This is a genomic window from Limisphaera sp. VF-2, assembly GCF_049537125.1.
Classification (GTDB): Bacteria; Verrucomicrobiota; Verrucomicrobiia; order Limisphaerales; family Limisphaeraceae; genus Limisphaera.
Genome location: NZ_JBMVQY010000001.1, coordinates 1378805 through 1393810, shown reverse-complemented (window position 1 = coordinate 1393810; position 15006 = coordinate 1378805). Strand labels below are relative to the sequence as shown.

Annotated in this window: 11 protein-coding genes; 10 read left to right on the top strand and 1 reads right to left on the bottom strand. The window is 65.7% G+C overall.

Features of this window, described 5'->3' with window-relative positions; translation table 11 throughout:
- Positions 1-277 precede the first annotated feature (277 nt).
- Positions 278-1297, bottom strand: a complete 1020-nt coding sequence (locus tag ACPDIT_RS05040; RefSeq protein WP_423442082.1) for a family 43 glycosylhydrolase — start codon at positions 1295-1297, stop codon at positions 278-280.
- Positions 1298-1505: 208 nt separating this feature from the next.
- Here ACPDIT_RS05040 and ACPDIT_RS05035 point away from each other — a divergent pair, with 208 nt between their 5' ends.
- The 10 genes from ACPDIT_RS05035 to ACPDIT_RS04990 all read left to right on the top strand — a co-directional run bounded on the left by ACPDIT_RS05035 (position 1506) and on the right by ACPDIT_RS04990 (position 14780).
- Positions 1506-2276, top strand: coding sequence for a DUF3450 family protein (locus tag ACPDIT_RS05035; RefSeq protein WP_423442081.1), 771 nt, complete (start codon positions 1506-1508; stop codon positions 2274-2276).
- 41 nt (positions 2277-2317) lie between these two features.
- Complete coding sequence (locus ACPDIT_RS05030) at positions 2318-3703, top strand: MotA/TolQ/ExbB proton channel family protein (RefSeq protein ID WP_423442080.1); 1386 nt, start codon at positions 2318-2320, stop codon at positions 3701-3703.
- A 29-nt stretch (positions 3704-3732) separates the two neighbouring features.
- The gene (locus tag ACPDIT_RS05025) at positions 3733-4395 is read left to right on the top strand and encodes a MotA/TolQ/ExbB proton channel family protein (RefSeq protein ID WP_423442079.1); all 663 of its coding nucleotides are present in this window, start codon (positions 3733-3735) and stop codon (positions 4393-4395) included.
- The gene (locus ACPDIT_RS05020; protein WP_423442078.1) at positions 4392-4802 is read left to right on the top strand and encodes an ExbD/TolR family protein; all 411 of its coding nucleotides are present in this window, start codon (positions 4392-4394) and stop codon (positions 4800-4802) included. The genes ACPDIT_RS05025 and ACPDIT_RS05020 overlap by 4 nt, the downstream gene beginning before the upstream one ends.
- Positions 4803-4831: 29 nt before the next feature.
- A complete protein-coding gene (locus ACPDIT_RS05015; RefSeq protein ID WP_423442077.1) occupies positions 4832-5485 on the top strand; it encodes an energy transducer TonB in 654 nt (217 codons plus the stop codon).
- A complete protein-coding gene (locus ACPDIT_RS05010) occupies positions 5482-7050 on the top strand; it encodes a tetratricopeptide repeat protein (protein ID WP_423442076.1) in 1569 nt (522 codons plus the stop codon). Before ACPDIT_RS05015 ends, ACPDIT_RS05010 begins: the two co-directional genes overlap by 4 nt.
- A 129-nt stretch (positions 7051-7179) precedes the next feature.
- Positions 7180-10098, top strand: coding sequence for a TonB-dependent receptor domain-containing protein (locus ACPDIT_RS05005; RefSeq protein ID WP_423442075.1), 2919 nt, complete (start codon positions 7180-7182; stop codon positions 10096-10098).
- A gap of 140 nt (positions 10099-10238) precedes the next feature.
- Positions 10239-11849, top strand: a complete 1611-nt coding sequence (locus ACPDIT_RS05000) for a T9SS C-terminal target domain-containing protein (RefSeq protein WP_423442074.1) — start codon at positions 10239-10241, stop codon at positions 11847-11849.
- Between the two features lie 434 nt (positions 11850-12283).
- Positions 12284-13054, top strand: a complete 771-nt coding sequence (locus tag ACPDIT_RS04995) for a hypothetical protein (RefSeq protein WP_423442073.1) — start codon at positions 12284-12286, stop codon at positions 13052-13054.
- Positions 13055-13928: 874 nt separating this feature from the next.
- On the top strand, positions 13929-14780 hold the full coding sequence (locus tag ACPDIT_RS04990) for an HDOD domain-containing protein (protein WP_423442072.1): 852 nt from the start codon (positions 13929-13931) through the stop codon (positions 14778-14780).
- Positions 14781-15006: the final 226 nt, after the last annotated feature.

Below are 15006 nucleotides of genomic sequence, written 5' to 3'. Positions count from 1 at the left end.
CCCGGAAGGCCATGTCCGGTTCATGGAGCGGCTCGACACGGGGATGCATCCGAAAGTCTGCAGGCGCCGTCTGAATGGGCGCAGAAGCGCTTCCGGGGACGAGCAAGCGAACGAGTCATTGGAATTCCGACCTCGGGTGGAAAGCCTGCCGTGCCAAGACGCCGTGGGTGCGGGCACGGGCAATCGAAGGCCCTCGACAATGTCGTCCCACCAAACTGCTGCTGTTGGTATTGCTCTGCGCTGAACGCTGAGGACCACCAGCCCCGTGGGGCGATCCTCAGGGGGCGAAACGCCGGGAGGTCGGTTCTTCCCCGGTCATGACCACGGGGCGGATCCGGCCGTCCGGTTCGAACTCCACACGGTCAATGCAAATCTGGCGCGAGCCGCGGTAGGGGCCGTCGCCCATCTGATTCTCCCAACGATGATAAACAATGAGCCATTCCCCGGTGCGCGGATGTTGAAAGAAGGCATGATGACCCGGGCCCTTGCGCGTGGCGTCACTGGTGAGAATGGCGCCCTGATATTGCCACGGACCGGTCGGCGAATCTCCCGTGGCGTAATGCACGGAATAGGAGGCGTGTCGGAAACTACCGTGGCTGTAGGACAGGTAGTATTTGCCGCGCCAGAAATGCATGAAGGCGCCCTCCGTGAAACGGGGCGGGGTTGCCACCGGGATTTCGCGGGCCAGGGAGACAAGGTCTGGTTGCAGTTCGAACACACGCAGTCGCGCGCCGGCGCTGCCTCCCGCGTAGAGGAAAAACCGACCCGATCGCGGATCGCGAAACACCATGGGATCAATGGCCTCGAAGGTGGCGTCGCCGATCAACAGCGGCCGGCCCGAATCGCGAAAGGGCCCCTCGGGCCGATCCGCCACTGCCACGCCAATCCGGGAGGGCGTGGGGTTTTGGGGCCCCACCGAGTAGTAGAGAAACCAGCGACCTTCGTGGTGCACGACGCACGGGGCCCAGGCATAGTGCCGCGGCGCGCCGTCGTCTCCAATCCACCGGACCTCGTCGAAGCGCAGGATGGGCCCGTGCCTTTGCCAGTGATGAAGGTTGGTGGAAACAAACGCGTAAAAACGGTCCAGCGCACCGTCGCTCCACGTGGGATAAATCCACACGGCGTCACCCACCACAACTGCGTGCGGGTCGGCTCCGGGGAAGAGAGGGTTGCGCGGGAGCCGGCCGGCCGAACGGGTTTCTGTCACTTCCGGCGCACGTAAGGAACCGGTCTCCGAACCCTGGCCCGGGTACTGCAGCATCATCACGAGTCCGAGGCAAATCACGGTGCGCATCATGGCCCTGGGAGTGTGGGCCAGACCGCGTGCGCAGGGCCACACTTCTTTGCCCTGCGCCACAAGGGCCTGCGGGCAGGGGACGGTGATCTCAAACGTGCGATCGGGTTGACCCGTGGTCCGGGTGAACTCGTGAAGCCCGGCGGGTTGTTACGGATTTGTAACCGAGCTGTCGACAAGCTGTGACGCCCCTGCACCACGCTGGCGGTGGATGAAGGTTGTGTTTTGGCTTGCGATGGGACTGGCGGGCTTTTGCAGCGCCGGCGCGGGCGCCGCGGCAGAGGCGGATCCCGCGGCGGCCGAGTTCCGGGCTGTTCTCGAGCAATGGATTCAGACCCGACAGTTGATTTCGAAGGCCAAATCGGAATGGGCCGCCGAGCGCGAGATGCTGCAGCAAACCCTGGCGATGTTGCAGCGTGAGGTCGAATCCCTGGAGACAGCCCTTTCCCAGACGGAAACCCAGTCCGTGGCGGTCACGGCCGAGCGCGCATTGGTGAAGCGTCAGCAGGAGTCATATGACGCGGCGCTGACACTGTTGCGGGACCGACTGGCCGCCCTGGTGCCGCGGCTGCAGCGCCTGCAGCCGAGCTTTCCCGAGCCGTTGCAAAAGGCCGTGTCCCCCTTGTGGGACCGCCTGGCGGCAGGGGGGCAGGGTGCAACTCAGTCGGCGGGAGCACGGTTGCAGACAGTGGTGACGCTTTTGAACGAAGCGGAGAAGTTCGATCAGGGCCTGACGTTGCACGCCGAATTGCGGCCCGGGCCGGACGGCCAACCGGTCAAGGTCCAGACCCTTTATCTGGGGCTGGCGCAGGCCTGGTACGTGGACCAGAACGGTCGGATCGCGGGGCGGGGAGTGCCCACTTCGGAGGGTTGGCGATGGGTGGAAGAGCCGGGATTGGGTCCGCGCGTGCAGGAGGCCGTGGCTGTTCATGAGGGGCGGCGGCCGGCCCGTTATGTGGAGCTTCCGGTGGAGGTTCAGTGATGTCGCGTCGCACGTCAGAGATTCGGAGGGCCTCTTTCAGAGTGCTGGGTCTCCTGGGGTTGGGGTTGGCCGCCGCGGCGTTCGGGCAGTCCGGCGATTTGCCCACGCTGACGAGCCGGGCCAGGGCAGATTTGGAACAGGCGCTGCAGGAGCTGACGCGGACCCGCGAGGCGGTCGAGTCCGAGCGGAGTGCACTCGTGCGCCAGATTCGGGAGTGGGAGGAGCGACTGTCCCAGCGGCGCAGCGAGCTGGATCGGGCCAGGCGTCGGGTCGACAACGAGCTGGTGGAATTGAACGCGTGGAAGGCGGAGCTGCGGGCGCGCAGCAATGAGGTGGCGGCCATCGAGGGCCTGCTGGTCGGATACCAAGAGGCGTTTGCGGGCCGTTTGCACCCCGTCGAGGCCGGTCTTTATGAAGGGCCGCTGCGGGAGTTTCAGCGGGCTCGGGCTCTGGACGGGGCTGCTCCTGACGTCCGTCTGAAGCCGCAGTTGGACCTCTTGGACGCGGCTGTGCAGCGGCTGGAGCGGCGCATGGGAGGCGACCGCCTGGAGGGGCGCGCCCTGGATGAACGGGGCCAGTTGGTCGAGGGGCAATTCGTCCTGATGGGACCCCTGGCGTGGTTCGCTTCCACCGGCACGGTTCCGGTGGCCGGCGTGGCGCAACTGCGATTGAACGCCCCGGCGCCGGAGATGGGCCGGCCGGAGGGTGTCTCCGCGGCGGGCATCCCGCAGGTGGCGTCCACGGGCCGCGGCACACTGCCGGTGGACCCCACGCTGGGCAATGCCTGGAAGCTCCAGGCCACCCGAGACTCGCTGTGGACCCACATTCAAAAGGGCGGTCCCGTGATGATCCCGATCCTGGGGTTGGGGGCTCTGGCGCTGGGCATTTTTGCCTGGAAATGGGCGCAACTGGCACGGCTGCCGGAGGTCACGCCCGACCAGCTGAAGCCACTGGTGAACGCCCTGGAGCGGGGGGATCCGGAGCGCGCGATGGTGCTTGCGCGTCAACTGCCCGGGCCGGCGGGGCGCATGCTGGAAGAGGCGGTGCAGCACTGGCGCGAGCCGAAGGAATTCATCGAGGAAATCCTGTACGAGAAGATGCTCGCCCTTCGGCCCAGGCTGGAGCGCGGGGTGCCGTTTCTGGCCCTGACGGCCGCGGCGTCACCCTTGCTGGGCCTGCTCGGCACCGTCACCGGAATGATCAACACCTTCAACGTGATCACGGTATTTGGCACCGGCGATCCGAAGACGCTGGCCGGGGGTATCTCCGAGGCCCTGATCACCACGGAGTTCGGGTTGATCGTGGCAATTCCCTCCCTGCTGCTCCACGCGATGTTGTCGCGCAAGCTCAAGGGCTGGTTGGGCCGGGTGGAACAGTTGGGAGTTGCGTTTTTGAATGCCCTGCCGGAGCCGGCCGGGGCGCGGTAGTGACGAGGCGTGGATTCGAGGAGGAACGTATGATTCCAACGATTCTCGAGACCTGGGTGCGCGGGGGCTGGGTGATGCTCCCGTTGGTGGCGGTGTCGCTGGCGATGTTTGTCGTGGGCTTGCGTCTGGTCCTGCGCATGCGCCGCCTGCCCGATCGCTGGGGCTCCGACGGCGACTGGCAGAGTTGGGTGAGGGACACGAGCAGCGCGCCCCCGGAGGTGCGCACCCTTCTGCTGGAGACCGGGATGCATCGAACGTCCGTGCCGCAACTGCACCGGAGTTTCGCCGGTCTGAACCGTGCCTGGTTGGCGCCGCTGGACCGGCAACTGGCCCTGCTGAGCACCCTGGTTGCGGCGGCTCCGCTGGTCGGTTTGTTGGGCACGGTCTCGGGCATGTTGGTCACGTTTCGCGCCCTGGCCCTCGGGGGCGGGGGCCAGATCACCGAAGCCATGGCGGCGGGCATTTCCCAGGCACTGTTCCCGCCGGAAATCGGGCTGTGCATTGCCCTGCCGGGGTTGGTGATTGCGCACTGGTGTCGGCGCCGCCGGCATGAGTTCGAGGCGTTCCTGGTGCGGTTGGAAAGTCTGGGCACGCGACAGATCCGCTCCAGGACGACGGCTCGGCCGGTCCAGACTCTGAGCCGCGAGCAGGCGTGGGTGCGTCCGGAGGCGCTCGTTGAATTGTCCGTATGAGGTATCGTCGCGCGCTGGTGGAAGCAGACGAGCTCACCGAGATCAACGTTTCACCGTTGATCGACATGGTGTTCATCCTGCTGATTTTCTTCATCGTGACCACGGTGTTTGTGGAGGAAACCGGCACGGAGGTGGACAAGCCGCAGGCGATTTCGGCCGAAACCCTCGAGAAGAACAGCATTTTGCTGGCGGTCACGGCCCAGGGAAACGTGGTTTACGCCGGCAAGGACATCGGCGTGGGCGGGGTGCGCCCCCTGGTCAGCCGGCTGTGTCGGGAACAACCGCTGCCCGTGATCCTGCAAGTGGACAAAAACGCGAACGCCGGCTTGTTGGTGCGCGTTATCGACGAAGCCAAGCTGGGCAAGGCCAAGAGTGTCAGCATCGCAACCGATCCCGCCAGCAGCTGAACAGCGAGGCCGTTGGATCCCTTCCCAGTATGAGAATTCAACGCGAGGGGGGCGGGGACTGGTTGCGCATCTGGGCCGGTGCGGCGCTGCTGACGCTGGCGGTGTTTTTGGTGTTGCCGTTGACGCAGATGGCCTCGAGCCGGGTTCAGCGGTTGCGATTATTGACGGCCGTGCAGACGGTTGCCCTGGAGTCAGAGCCTCCTTCGGAAACCCCGCCGCCACCCCCGCCCCCGGAGCCCGACCCCACCGAACCGCCGCCGCCCGTGTTGGCCGAAGCGGCGCCGAGCCTGTCGCTCAACCTGACCCTGGAGGCCGTTCCGGGCGCGGGCGGACCCTGGGCCGGAAATTCTCTCGGGATGTGGGAGCCGGTCCAGGCCGTGAGCGCTACGGAAGCCTTCCGGGTGGAAGATTTGGAGCGGCCGCCGGAAGTGTTGTCTGCGGTGCCGCCCGTTTATCCGGCGGCGCTGCGGCGGGCCGGCGTGGAGGGGCGCGTCGTTCTCTTGGTGGTGGTGGACGAACAGGGTCGGGTGGAAGAGGCACGGGTGGAACGATCCACGCGGCCGGAGTTCGAGGCGCCCGCACTGGAGGCGATTCGAAAATGGCGTTTTCGACCGGGCATGAAAGACGGTCAGCCGGTCCGCACGTTCCTGCGTCAGCCCATACGGTTCTCCGTTTCCCCATGAAAAAGTCGAAACCGCAGTTTCCCCAGTGGTGGTCGTGGCTGCAGGGGCCGCGCGCGGTCGGCGGATCCCGCGCAGACCGCAGGGGCACCCTCCGGGTTATGGCGTTGCTCCTGGCAGGGATGGTCGGGATGATCGGTCCGGTCGGGGCAGCCGAGGCCGCTCCGCGCACGCGGAAAGACTCCTCCCCGGCAAAGAAGGCGCGGGTGGAGCCGCAAACCTCCACGGCTGGTCCGGTCAGCCCCGGTTGGATCCCTTTGCCGGAGGACCACCCGCTGGCTGCTTTTTGGAACGATCCCGAGTTTTTGCGGCGCGTGGTGGGATCGTATGGATTCTTGGGCCGGTTGGAGCCTCCCTTGACGGCCGAGGAACAGGAACAGTGGCGCCAGACGGTCGTGCCGGCGCTGCGGGAGGATCCGCACAAGGCCATCGAAGTACTCAAGCCCTTGGTGGGACCGACGGCCTCGGCCCTGTTCGACTTCACGTTGGGCACCGCATTCCTGCAGGCCGGTGATCCGACCAACGCGCAGGTGCACCTGGAAGCCGCGGTGGCAAAGCACCCGGAGTTCTTGCGGGCTTGGAAGAATCTCGGCTTTGTGCGGGCGCGGCTGGGCGATGCCGCCGGTGCAGCCCGGGCTCTGGGGCGGGCCTTGGAGTTGGGAGGCGCGGACGCATCCACGCTCGGTATCTTGGGCGCCATGTACCTCCAATCGGGCCGGCCCGTGGCGGCCGCGGCGGCCACGCAGCAGGCCCTGCTTTTCAAGCCGGACGATTTCACTCTGCAACTGCAGTTGCTCCAGGCGTGGTTTGCGAGTGCCCAATATGAGCCGGCGCTGCGGCTGGTCGACGAGTTGTTGAGCACGCGGCCCGACCGTGTGGCGCTGTGGCAGTGGAAGGCACAGTTGCATCTCCAGCGCAATGAACGCAAGGAGGCGCTGGTCGCGTACGAGACGTTGCGCCGGCTCGGAGGCGCGCGGGCGGAGGACCTCTTTGCCCTGGCCGACCTCTACGTCATGTCGGACGCTCCGGAAGAAGCCGCGGCCGTCTATCGCGAGGCGCTGGCCACCGGGTCTGCTGCGGCTCCCGAACGGGCGCTGCGCGCGGCCGAGGTTCTGCTGGCACAGGGGCAGACGGCCGTGGTGGGTGCGTTGTTGGACGCCATTCATCGGGTGGAGGGGGCGTTGCCGCCTGCCGTGCAAAACCAGCGGCTCCGGCTGCACGCGCGGTGGTTGTGGGCCGAGGGCAAGGCGGAGGCTGCGCTGGAGCGCCTGGAGGAGTGTCTGAGGCGGTTTCCCGCCGATGGCCAGGCGCTGTTGCTGGCAGGTGACTGGTATGCGCACGCGGGCGATCGCGAGAAGGCCGAGTTTCGTTATCAGGCCGCCGCGCAGATCGAGGCCGTGGCGCCGGATGCCCTGGTGAAGCATGCCCAGTTGTTGGTCCGCCATCAGGAGTATCGACGCGCGGCCGAGCTGCTGCAACGGGCGCAGCGGTTGCGTCCGCGGGAGCCCGTGCAGCGTTATCTGGATGAAGTGGTGAAGCTCGCCACGTCCCGTCCCGCTTCCTCGTGAACCCCGGCCGCACCCGCATCCGGCGCCGCACGGATTCAGGAGGGGAACATGCTTGTGACACGCGTCAGCGCGTGGATTCGAAAGGAGAAGGCGTTGCATCCGGAAAGGGATTTCTCACGTGGGAGGCGCATGCAGTGCCGCGGGTGGGAATGGTTGCGATGGCCGATCCTCGTGGTCCTGGGGGTTCTTCACATCGCCGGCGCCTGTTGCGGGCAGGACACGTTCTCCACCGGAGTGTTGGAAGGTCGGGTTTTGGACAACTGGGACGGCCGCCCGTTGAGCGGCGTGGTGGTGACCCTGCGCGGGACCACCCTGGCCACGGTGACGGACCACGAGGGGTTGTACCGGCTTCGCGGCGTGCCTCCCGGCCGGCATGAATTGATTTTTTCCCGGTCCGGTTACGCGCGAACGATGGTCACGGATGTGCTGGTGGCGGAGGGACAAACTTCCCGGGTGGACGCGGCGCTGCGACCGGAGTTCTACGAATTGGAGGAGTACGTCGTGACCGCCGCGGAGATGAGCGAACAGGTCGTGCAGTTGTTGGAGATGCGGCAACGCGCGACGGTGGCCATGGACGTCCTCGGGGCCGAGCAGTTCAGCCGGTTGGCCGCCAGTGATGCCGCGGACATTCTGGAGCAGGTTCCGGGCGTAACCGTGGTGGGGGGGCGGGAGCCGGTGGTGCGCGGTCTGAATGAACGTTACGTGGGCGTCTTGCTCAACGGGGCCGAAGTCCCCTCGCCCGACCCCTACAAAAAATCGGCGCAGCTCGACATGTTCCCCGCCGGCCTCATCGAATCGGTGACCGTCACCAAAACCTTCACCCCCGACCTGCCCGGGAACTTTTCCGGCGGGGGCGTGCTTCTCAAGACGCGCTCCTTCCCCGAAGAGTTTCAGCTCCGGCTTTCGGGGGGAGTCGAGGCCAACACCCGGGCGACTTTTCGGGATGATTTTCCCCGGTATGCCGGGGGCGGGACCGACTGGCTGGCCCTGGACGACGGCACCCGGGCCCTGCCGGCGGAGCTCTCCCGACCCGGACTTCAGATTCCCCGACCGCCGGCCAACAGCGGTCTTCCATCCAGCTCCACGTATGCCGCGAGAATTCAGCAGGCCGAAACCGTGCACCACCTGACACGGCTCCTGGGACCCACGGACTTTGCACCCCGCCCGGAACACGCGCTTCCCAATCACAACTTTTCCCTGGCCCTGGGGGATACCCGGGCCGGGAAAGCCCATGCCCTGGGGTACTTCGGCGGCATCACGTATCAGCGCAAGTTTCAATATCTCGACGGCGTCAACAACCGCTACGCACCGGGCCTCCATCAGACGATCCAGCCCCGAAAACAGTTCGAGGATGTACAGGGGATCGAGGAGATTACCTGGGCGACGGTGGCCAACCTGGCCTGGCGATACCAGCAAGAGCAAAAACTCGAGTTCACATTCTATCACAATCAAAGTGCGGAGGATCTGGCCCGAACCCAGCGCGGCCGCATCAGCGACGATCCCGGCTGGGAGTTTGTGCTGCACCGGCTGCACTGGACGGAGCGGCATCTGCAGTCCTTTCAGTTGCACGGGGAACACACCCTGCCGCGATGGAGTGATGCCAAACTCGAATGGTTGGCCGCACTGTCCCGGAGCGCTCAAGAGGAACCGGATGCGCGATTCTTTCACTACCGCACCGACGGCCACCTTTTTCAGCCCGATCACCAGTCGCTCCCGACGCCCAACAAACCAACCCGTTACTTCCGGGACCTGGAGGAGAACAACCGGAGTGCCCGCGCGGACCTCACCGTGCCGCTGCGATGGGGACAGGATCGCGAGGTGGTGTGGAAGTGGGGCGGCGCATGGCAGCAGGGGGAACGCACCTTCAAGGATCGGGAAGTGTTCTACGAAGGCCTGTATGCCCCCACCGACCGGTTCCCGTTCCTGGGAGATGCGAATGCGTTTTTACCTCCCGGGAGTCTCGGCTATCGGGCCACCACCAACGCCGCGGGCCGGATCTCCTATGTCTGGAACCGATACATTCAGTTGCGGGACAGCCGGTACACCGGGGAGCAGACGGTTCCGGCCGCATACGTGATGGCGGAAGCGCCCCTGACTCGTCGGTTGCGATTGATCGGCGGCGTCCGCTTCGAGCAAACCGAGATCGCCATGGATTCCCTCAGCTACGTGGCCAACGAGACCACGGGCCTTCCGGTGAACCAGACCTCCCTCGCACGCGAGGATTGGCTTCCCGCAGTCGGGTTGATCTTCCAGCCCCGGACGAACATGACGGTGCGGCTTCACTTCAGCCAGACCCTGGCGCGGCCCACGTTCCGTGAACTGGCCGCCTACCGCAGCTACGACCCGTTGACGGACGAACTGATCGAAGGCAATCCGCGACTGGGGTTGTCCACTGTGAAGAACTACGACCTGCGCTGGGAATGGTTCCCGCGCCCCGGCGAGGTTCTCTCACTGAGTCTGTTCTACAAGGACCTGCAAAACGCCATCGAGCGCCGGTTCGTCAACATCGGTGGCGACATCGTTTCCTTCATGAACCGGCCCGCGGCCGAGGTGTACGGCGTGGAATTCGAGTTTCGACGAGGGTTGGACGTGTGGTGGACCGCCCTCTCGGGACTTTCTTTGGGCGTGAATGCAGCGTGGATGGCGTCGGAAGTGCAATTGACCGAGGATGAAGTTCGCAACCGCACGGACTTTTTGGGAGACACATCGCGCAGCCGTCCCCTTTACGATCAATCCCCGTATGTCGTGAACGCGGATTTGACGTGGGACCATCCGCGAACGCAGACCAGTCTGACCGTGGGCTTCAACATCTTCGGACCGCGGATCGTCATCGCCGGGTTGGCCACGCCCGACGTTTACGAACAGCCGGCGCCGAGCCTCGACGTGGTCCTCCGGCAGGGTTTGGGCCGTCACTGGTCCGTGCGTTTCACGGCGCGCAACCTTCTGGATCCGGCCTGGGAACGAACCTACGGCGAGGACGGCGCGGCGGTGTTCAGCCGCTATCATCGCGGACGTCTCTTTGGATTGAGCCTTTCGCGCGAGTGGTGAGCCGGACCGCCCGCGGACACGGGATCCCGCACGGGTTGTGACCGAGTTTTCACCGACCTGCCATGGGTCCGTCACGTGCCGCGGCCATGGTGGGGCCCGACATGAGCGCAAGGAAACCAAATCCAATCGACAAAGCTGCTATGAAGAAGACACGCGGTCTGCGAATGTTCGTTCGGGGTACTGCCGCGCTGGCGCTTCTGTGCTCGCTGCCGGCGCGGGCGGCGGAGATCACCGTCAGCGGTGCGTTGCACGGGGTGCACCGGTGGTACAGCACCAATGTGTATTATTTGGACAGGTTTGTGTACGTGATGGAGGGGGCGGAACTGCACATTGAGGCGGGGACGGTGATCAAGGGCAAGGCGGGTCAGGATGTGAACGCCTCGGCGTTGATTGTGACGCGAGGGGGCAAGATTTTTGCGGAGGGGACGCGGGAGCGACCGATTATCTTCACGGCGGAGGCGGACGATCCGTCGGATCCTGCGGCGCTGCCGTTGTTTGAGCGCGGGCTTTGGGGCGGGGTGGCCATCATGGGTCGAGCGCCGATCAACACGGCGATCAACGCTGCGGGCAATGCGGCCAGTCCGAAGTACGACGTGTTCGAGGGTCTGCCGGATCTGCAGGTGGATGGTCAGTATGTGCACCGGTTTGGGGGCGGGGATCCGCATGATTCCAGCGGGGTGCTGCGGTATGTGTCGATTCGGCGGGCCGGGACGGTGTTTCAGCCGAACCGGGAGCTGAACGGGTTGAGTTTGGCGGGGGTGGGGGATGGGACGGTGATTGAGTTTGTGGAGACCTTTGCGACGGCGGACGATGGGTTTGAGTTTTTCGGGGGCACGGTGAACACGAAGTATTTGATCAGTGCCTTCAACGACGACGATGCGTTTGATGCGGACCAGGGGCACAACGGCAAACACCAGTTCTGGTTTGCGATCCAGGAGCCTGGACGGAAGGACAACGGGGGGGAGTTGAACGGGGAGCCCAACGAGTCGAATGCGGGCAATCCGCCGGTGTCGAACTTTCAGGTGTGGAATGCGACGTGGATTGGGGCCGGGACGAACACGTCGGGCAACCGTGGGTTTTTGATTCGGGTGTATTCGGCGCCGCGGTTTTACAATTCGATTTTCACGGATTTTGGGGGGCCGGCGATGCGGATTGCGGATGACAAGTCGGGTCAGTATGCGACCAACGGGGTGATGGAGTTTCGGGAGAATCTCTGGTATGGGTTTACGCGGGATCCGATTTGGGAGGATGCGTATTCGGCGTTGTTTTTCCAGACGCTGGCGTTTTCGAATCGTGTGGTGGATCCGAGGTTGCGGGGGATCAGCCGCACGACCGATGGGGGGCTGGATCCGCGGCCGCAGCCGGGCAGTCCGGCCTGGGGTCCGAGCAGTTTGACGCCGCCGAGCGACGGGTTTTTCACGCCGGTGACGTATCGTGGGGCGTTTGGGGAGTGGAACTGGGCGGCCGGCTGGAGCTTCCTGTCCGCCTCCGGCGTGCTGACCAGTGAAGGCGCCACACCGCCGGGCGTCGGAGAGCCGGTGCGTCTGGAGATCGGTCGCTCCGGCGCCGGTCTGCGCATCGGGTTCCAATCTCGGCCCGAGGCCCGGTACCAGTTGGAATCGCGCCCGTCGCTCACTTCGGGGACCTGGGAGGCCAGCTCGGAGATCGTAACGGGCAACGGGGCGAAGCTTTACTTTGACGCTCCGATGCAGGGAGACGCCCGTTATTACCGGGTGCGCACGCTGCCGTGAGTTTGTCCCGGGTCGCGTGCCCGGGTGCCACATCAGGGTTCGGGAACCCGAGCGAGGAGGACCACGACGCAGCCCCGGGAGAGTCAGGGCTCCCGGGGCTGTTTGATTGTGTTGGAAGCCGGCCTGCCGCCGTGGCCGGCAGCGCTGGGCAGCACATTCCGCAATTGCAGCGGCGCCCGCCGGACTGAAGAAGTCAAAGTTCGCCGGAACCCGGGCCGGGGCCCGCACGCTGCCAGAGCGCTGTTGACCGTGGCGGACCTTCGCGTGCGGCAAATCGTGACGTCCCGGGGCGCTCCGTGGCCCGAGATCTGCCGGGCCCGGACTCCAAGGTGGGCAGGCCCTGGCGGCTTCTGAAAGAGCGCGGAGGAGAGTCCGCCGACGCGTGCGGCCAAAGAAAAGGTTGCGGATTGTGCACGGCATGGGAGAGTGAGGGCATGAAAAAGCCTTTCTGGATTGCCGTCGGCGTGGGCCTTGCCGTGATCGTGGGTGCGTTGTTGGTGGCGGGCCTGTTTTTGGATCGTGTGGTGAAGAGCGGCATTGAGACGCTCGGTCCCCGGATGACCGGGGTGACCGTGCAACTGCGGGCGGTCTCCTTGTCGCCATGGTCGGGACAAGGGCGGATCGAGGGTTTGGTGATCGGCAATCCCGAGGGCTACAAAACACCGCACGCCATTCGAGTCGGCGAGGCGCGCATGGCGGTGGTGCCGGGATCCTTGTGGTCGGAAAAGCTGCACATCCGCCTGATCGAGGTGGAGTCGCCCGAGATCACGGTGGAGATCGGGCCCGGGGGCAACAATTTGAAGCGCATCCTCGCCAATGTGGAGGCTGCGGCCGGGCCGGGGGATTCCTCGGGATCCAACGAGCGCCAGGCGGGTGCGAGTCGGAAACTTCAAGTGGATCGCTTGGTGATCAAGGGAGCGAGTTTCCGGCTCGGGGCCACGGCGTTGGGGGGCTCCGTGCCGGTGCGGTTGCCGGACATTCAGTTGGAGAATCTGGGCGCGGGTCCGGACGGCATTACCCCGGCGGAGCTGACGCAGAAGATCTTCGCCGCCCTGGTGGAGGGGACAGCGGGGGCGGCACAGCAGGCGGTGGGGACACTGGGCAAGGAAGCCGTGCGCTCGGCGGAAACGTTGGGGAAAGAGGCTGGCGAGGCGGCCGGCAAGATCACCCGGGGCCTGGGCGAGCTGTTCAAAAAGAAGGACTAACCAGAAAGCGTACGGGAGCGCCGGGCGGCATTCCTCCGGCGCTTGCTTCGGCATGCCGGGGCCGCAGGGGTTCCGGCCGACGGCTCGGCGGAACCGGCACTTCCGGCTTGTGCGGGGCGCAGTGCACTGTCGGAAGCTCCGTCACGCGGCCCATCATCGCCGATCCAAGGGCCCGGCCCCGCGCAAGGAACGTGCGTCCTGCCTTGGCCAGAGTTCACACGGCGCACGGGGCCGAAGGCCGGCTGACGGATCGTCGTGGCTCCCTGCCCGCACGGTGATGGCCGCGAACGCCGAACTCGTCCCCGGGCATGGGACGCGCCCCGGTCCGCGGAGACCGGCCCGCAGCTCCTGCGCAGGGGGCGCCGAGTTTCCGATTCACGGTTCAGTGCGCGTGTCCCGGGGCGCCAGTGGCCGTGACGCAAGCCCGGCTCCATGCGGGGCTCAAGCCTCTGCCAATCTGAACCGATGAGGAGTCGCCAGAGGCTGCTCAGAGCACGACGGGCATGCTCTGGATGCCGTTGGTACTGATCCCGCGCGGGTCGAGGCCTTTGCACCGCCGCGGTGAATGGACCAGAGATGTTGGGATCTGCATGCCGGGGAAGCCAGGGTCGGTTGTCCGGAGGCTTTCCTTTCGGCGTCTGAGTCGTCATGCTGGGGCCGAGGGCGAAAGCCGGATCCGGGCAGGCAGAGGAGAGCAGCGCTGGATGGAACGAGTTGGTGAAGTTCGAGTTTTGCCCGTGGGGAACCGGAGGGCGTTGAGGTGGCTTGCCGGGGTGCTGGAGAACTCGGCACGGGTGCGCTGGTTGTGCGCCGGCGGGGCGGACTCCGGAAATGCCAGACGCCCCCACCCGGTGCGGGGTCCGAGGAACAGGGTATGAAGGCGCAGGAGATCGTGGGGAAGGTGCGCAATCTGCCGCCGGTCTCTCAGGCGGCGTTGCGACTGGTATCGATGCTCGATCAGCCGGCCATCAGCAACGACGAGATTGTCGAAGTGCTCAAGTGCGACAATGTGCTGACGGCCAAGCTGCTGCGGGCGTGCAATTCTCCGTTTTTCGGTCTCGAGGAGCCCGTGGCCTCCGTGGATCAAGCGGTGTTCCTGCTCGGGCATCAGCAAATCCTGCACATTGTGTTGACCCTGGCCTTTGGCGGGGCGATGTCCGTGACCCTGCCGCAGCACGCTTTGGAAGCGGAGGATTTGTGGCGTCACTCGGTGACGACGGCGCAGGCTGCGGAGACCGTGCTGGGAGAGGGCCTGGACCTGGAGGTGGAACCGTCGGTGGCGTTCACGGTGGGCCTGTTGCATGACCTGGGCAAACTGGTCATGAGCCAGGTGCTGTCGGTGGAACAACTGGCCGAGATTCGGGCCCGGGTGGCATTGGCGGGCATGGCGCGGCCGGAGGCGGAACAGGAGGTGGTGGGCACCGACCACGCGGAAGTGGGGGGCGAGCTGTTGCGGATGTGGCGCCTTCCGGAGGTCTTGGTCGAGGGGGTGCGGTGGCATCATCAGCCGAGGTTGGGCCCTCCGGCGGAGCTGTCGGTGGTGGCCCATGTGGCCAACGCCGTGGCGCACCGGGCCCGGGAGGATGCCGCCTCGGGTTCTGCGGCGACGCACCTGACGGCCGAAGTCCGGGACCGATTTCGACTGGACGATGCTCGCCTGGAGGCCATGGCTCAGCGGCTTCGGGAACAGTTCGAGCGGATCGAACACCTGATGCATCTGGGCTGAAGACGGAGGCGCGGCGTTCACAGCCGCGCCAAGCAGAGCCCGAACGGGCAGCGGCAGAAACGTTGGTTTCCATTCCTGACGAGGGCGAGGGTGAACGGGACAGGGGAAGGCCCTTGCTTGGGCGTGCGGGGCCGCGCCGCTTTGCATCGCCTGCTGATTCCGGGCCACGTTAGATCAGGGCGGCAAACCCTTCATGCATCGGCGCACCTGCAGGGCTCGAAAGCGT

Coding starts and splice junctions, on each gene's coding strand:
- ACPDIT_RS05010 (WP_423442076.1), top strand. CDS start 5,482: ATGAAAAAGTCGAAACCGCAGTTTCCCCAGTGGTGGTCGTGGCTGCAG.
- ACPDIT_RS05025 (WP_423442079.1), top strand. CDS start 3,733: ATGATTCCAACGATTCTCGAGACCTGGGTGCGCGGGGGCTGGGTGATG.
- ACPDIT_RS05005 (WP_423442075.1), top strand. CDS start 7,180: ATGCAGTGCCGCGGGTGGGAATGGTTGCGATGGCCGATCCTCGTGGTC.
- ACPDIT_RS05040 (WP_423442082.1), bottom strand. CDS start 1,297: ATGATGCGCACCGTGATTTGCCTCGGACTCGTGATGATGCTGCAGTAC.
- ACPDIT_RS05035 (WP_423442081.1), top strand. CDS start 1,506: ATGAAGGTTGTGTTTTGGCTTGCGATGGGACTGGCGGGCTTTTGCAGC.
- ACPDIT_RS05020 (WP_423442078.1), top strand. CDS start 4,392: ATGAGGTATCGTCGCGCGCTGGTGGAAGCAGACGAGCTCACCGAGATC.
- ACPDIT_RS04995 (WP_423442073.1), top strand. CDS start 12,284: ATGAAAAAGCCTTTCTGGATTGCCGTCGGCGTGGGCCTTGCCGTGATC.
- ACPDIT_RS04990 (WP_423442072.1), top strand. CDS start 13,929: ATGAAGGCGCAGGAGATCGTGGGGAAGGTGCGCAATCTGCCGCCGGTC.
- ACPDIT_RS05000 (WP_423442074.1), top strand. CDS start 10,239: ATGAAGAAGACACGCGGTCTGCGAATGTTCGTTCGGGGTACTGCCGCG.
- ACPDIT_RS05015 (WP_423442077.1), top strand. CDS start 4,832: ATGAGAATTCAACGCGAGGGGGGCGGGGACTGGTTGCGCATCTGGGCC.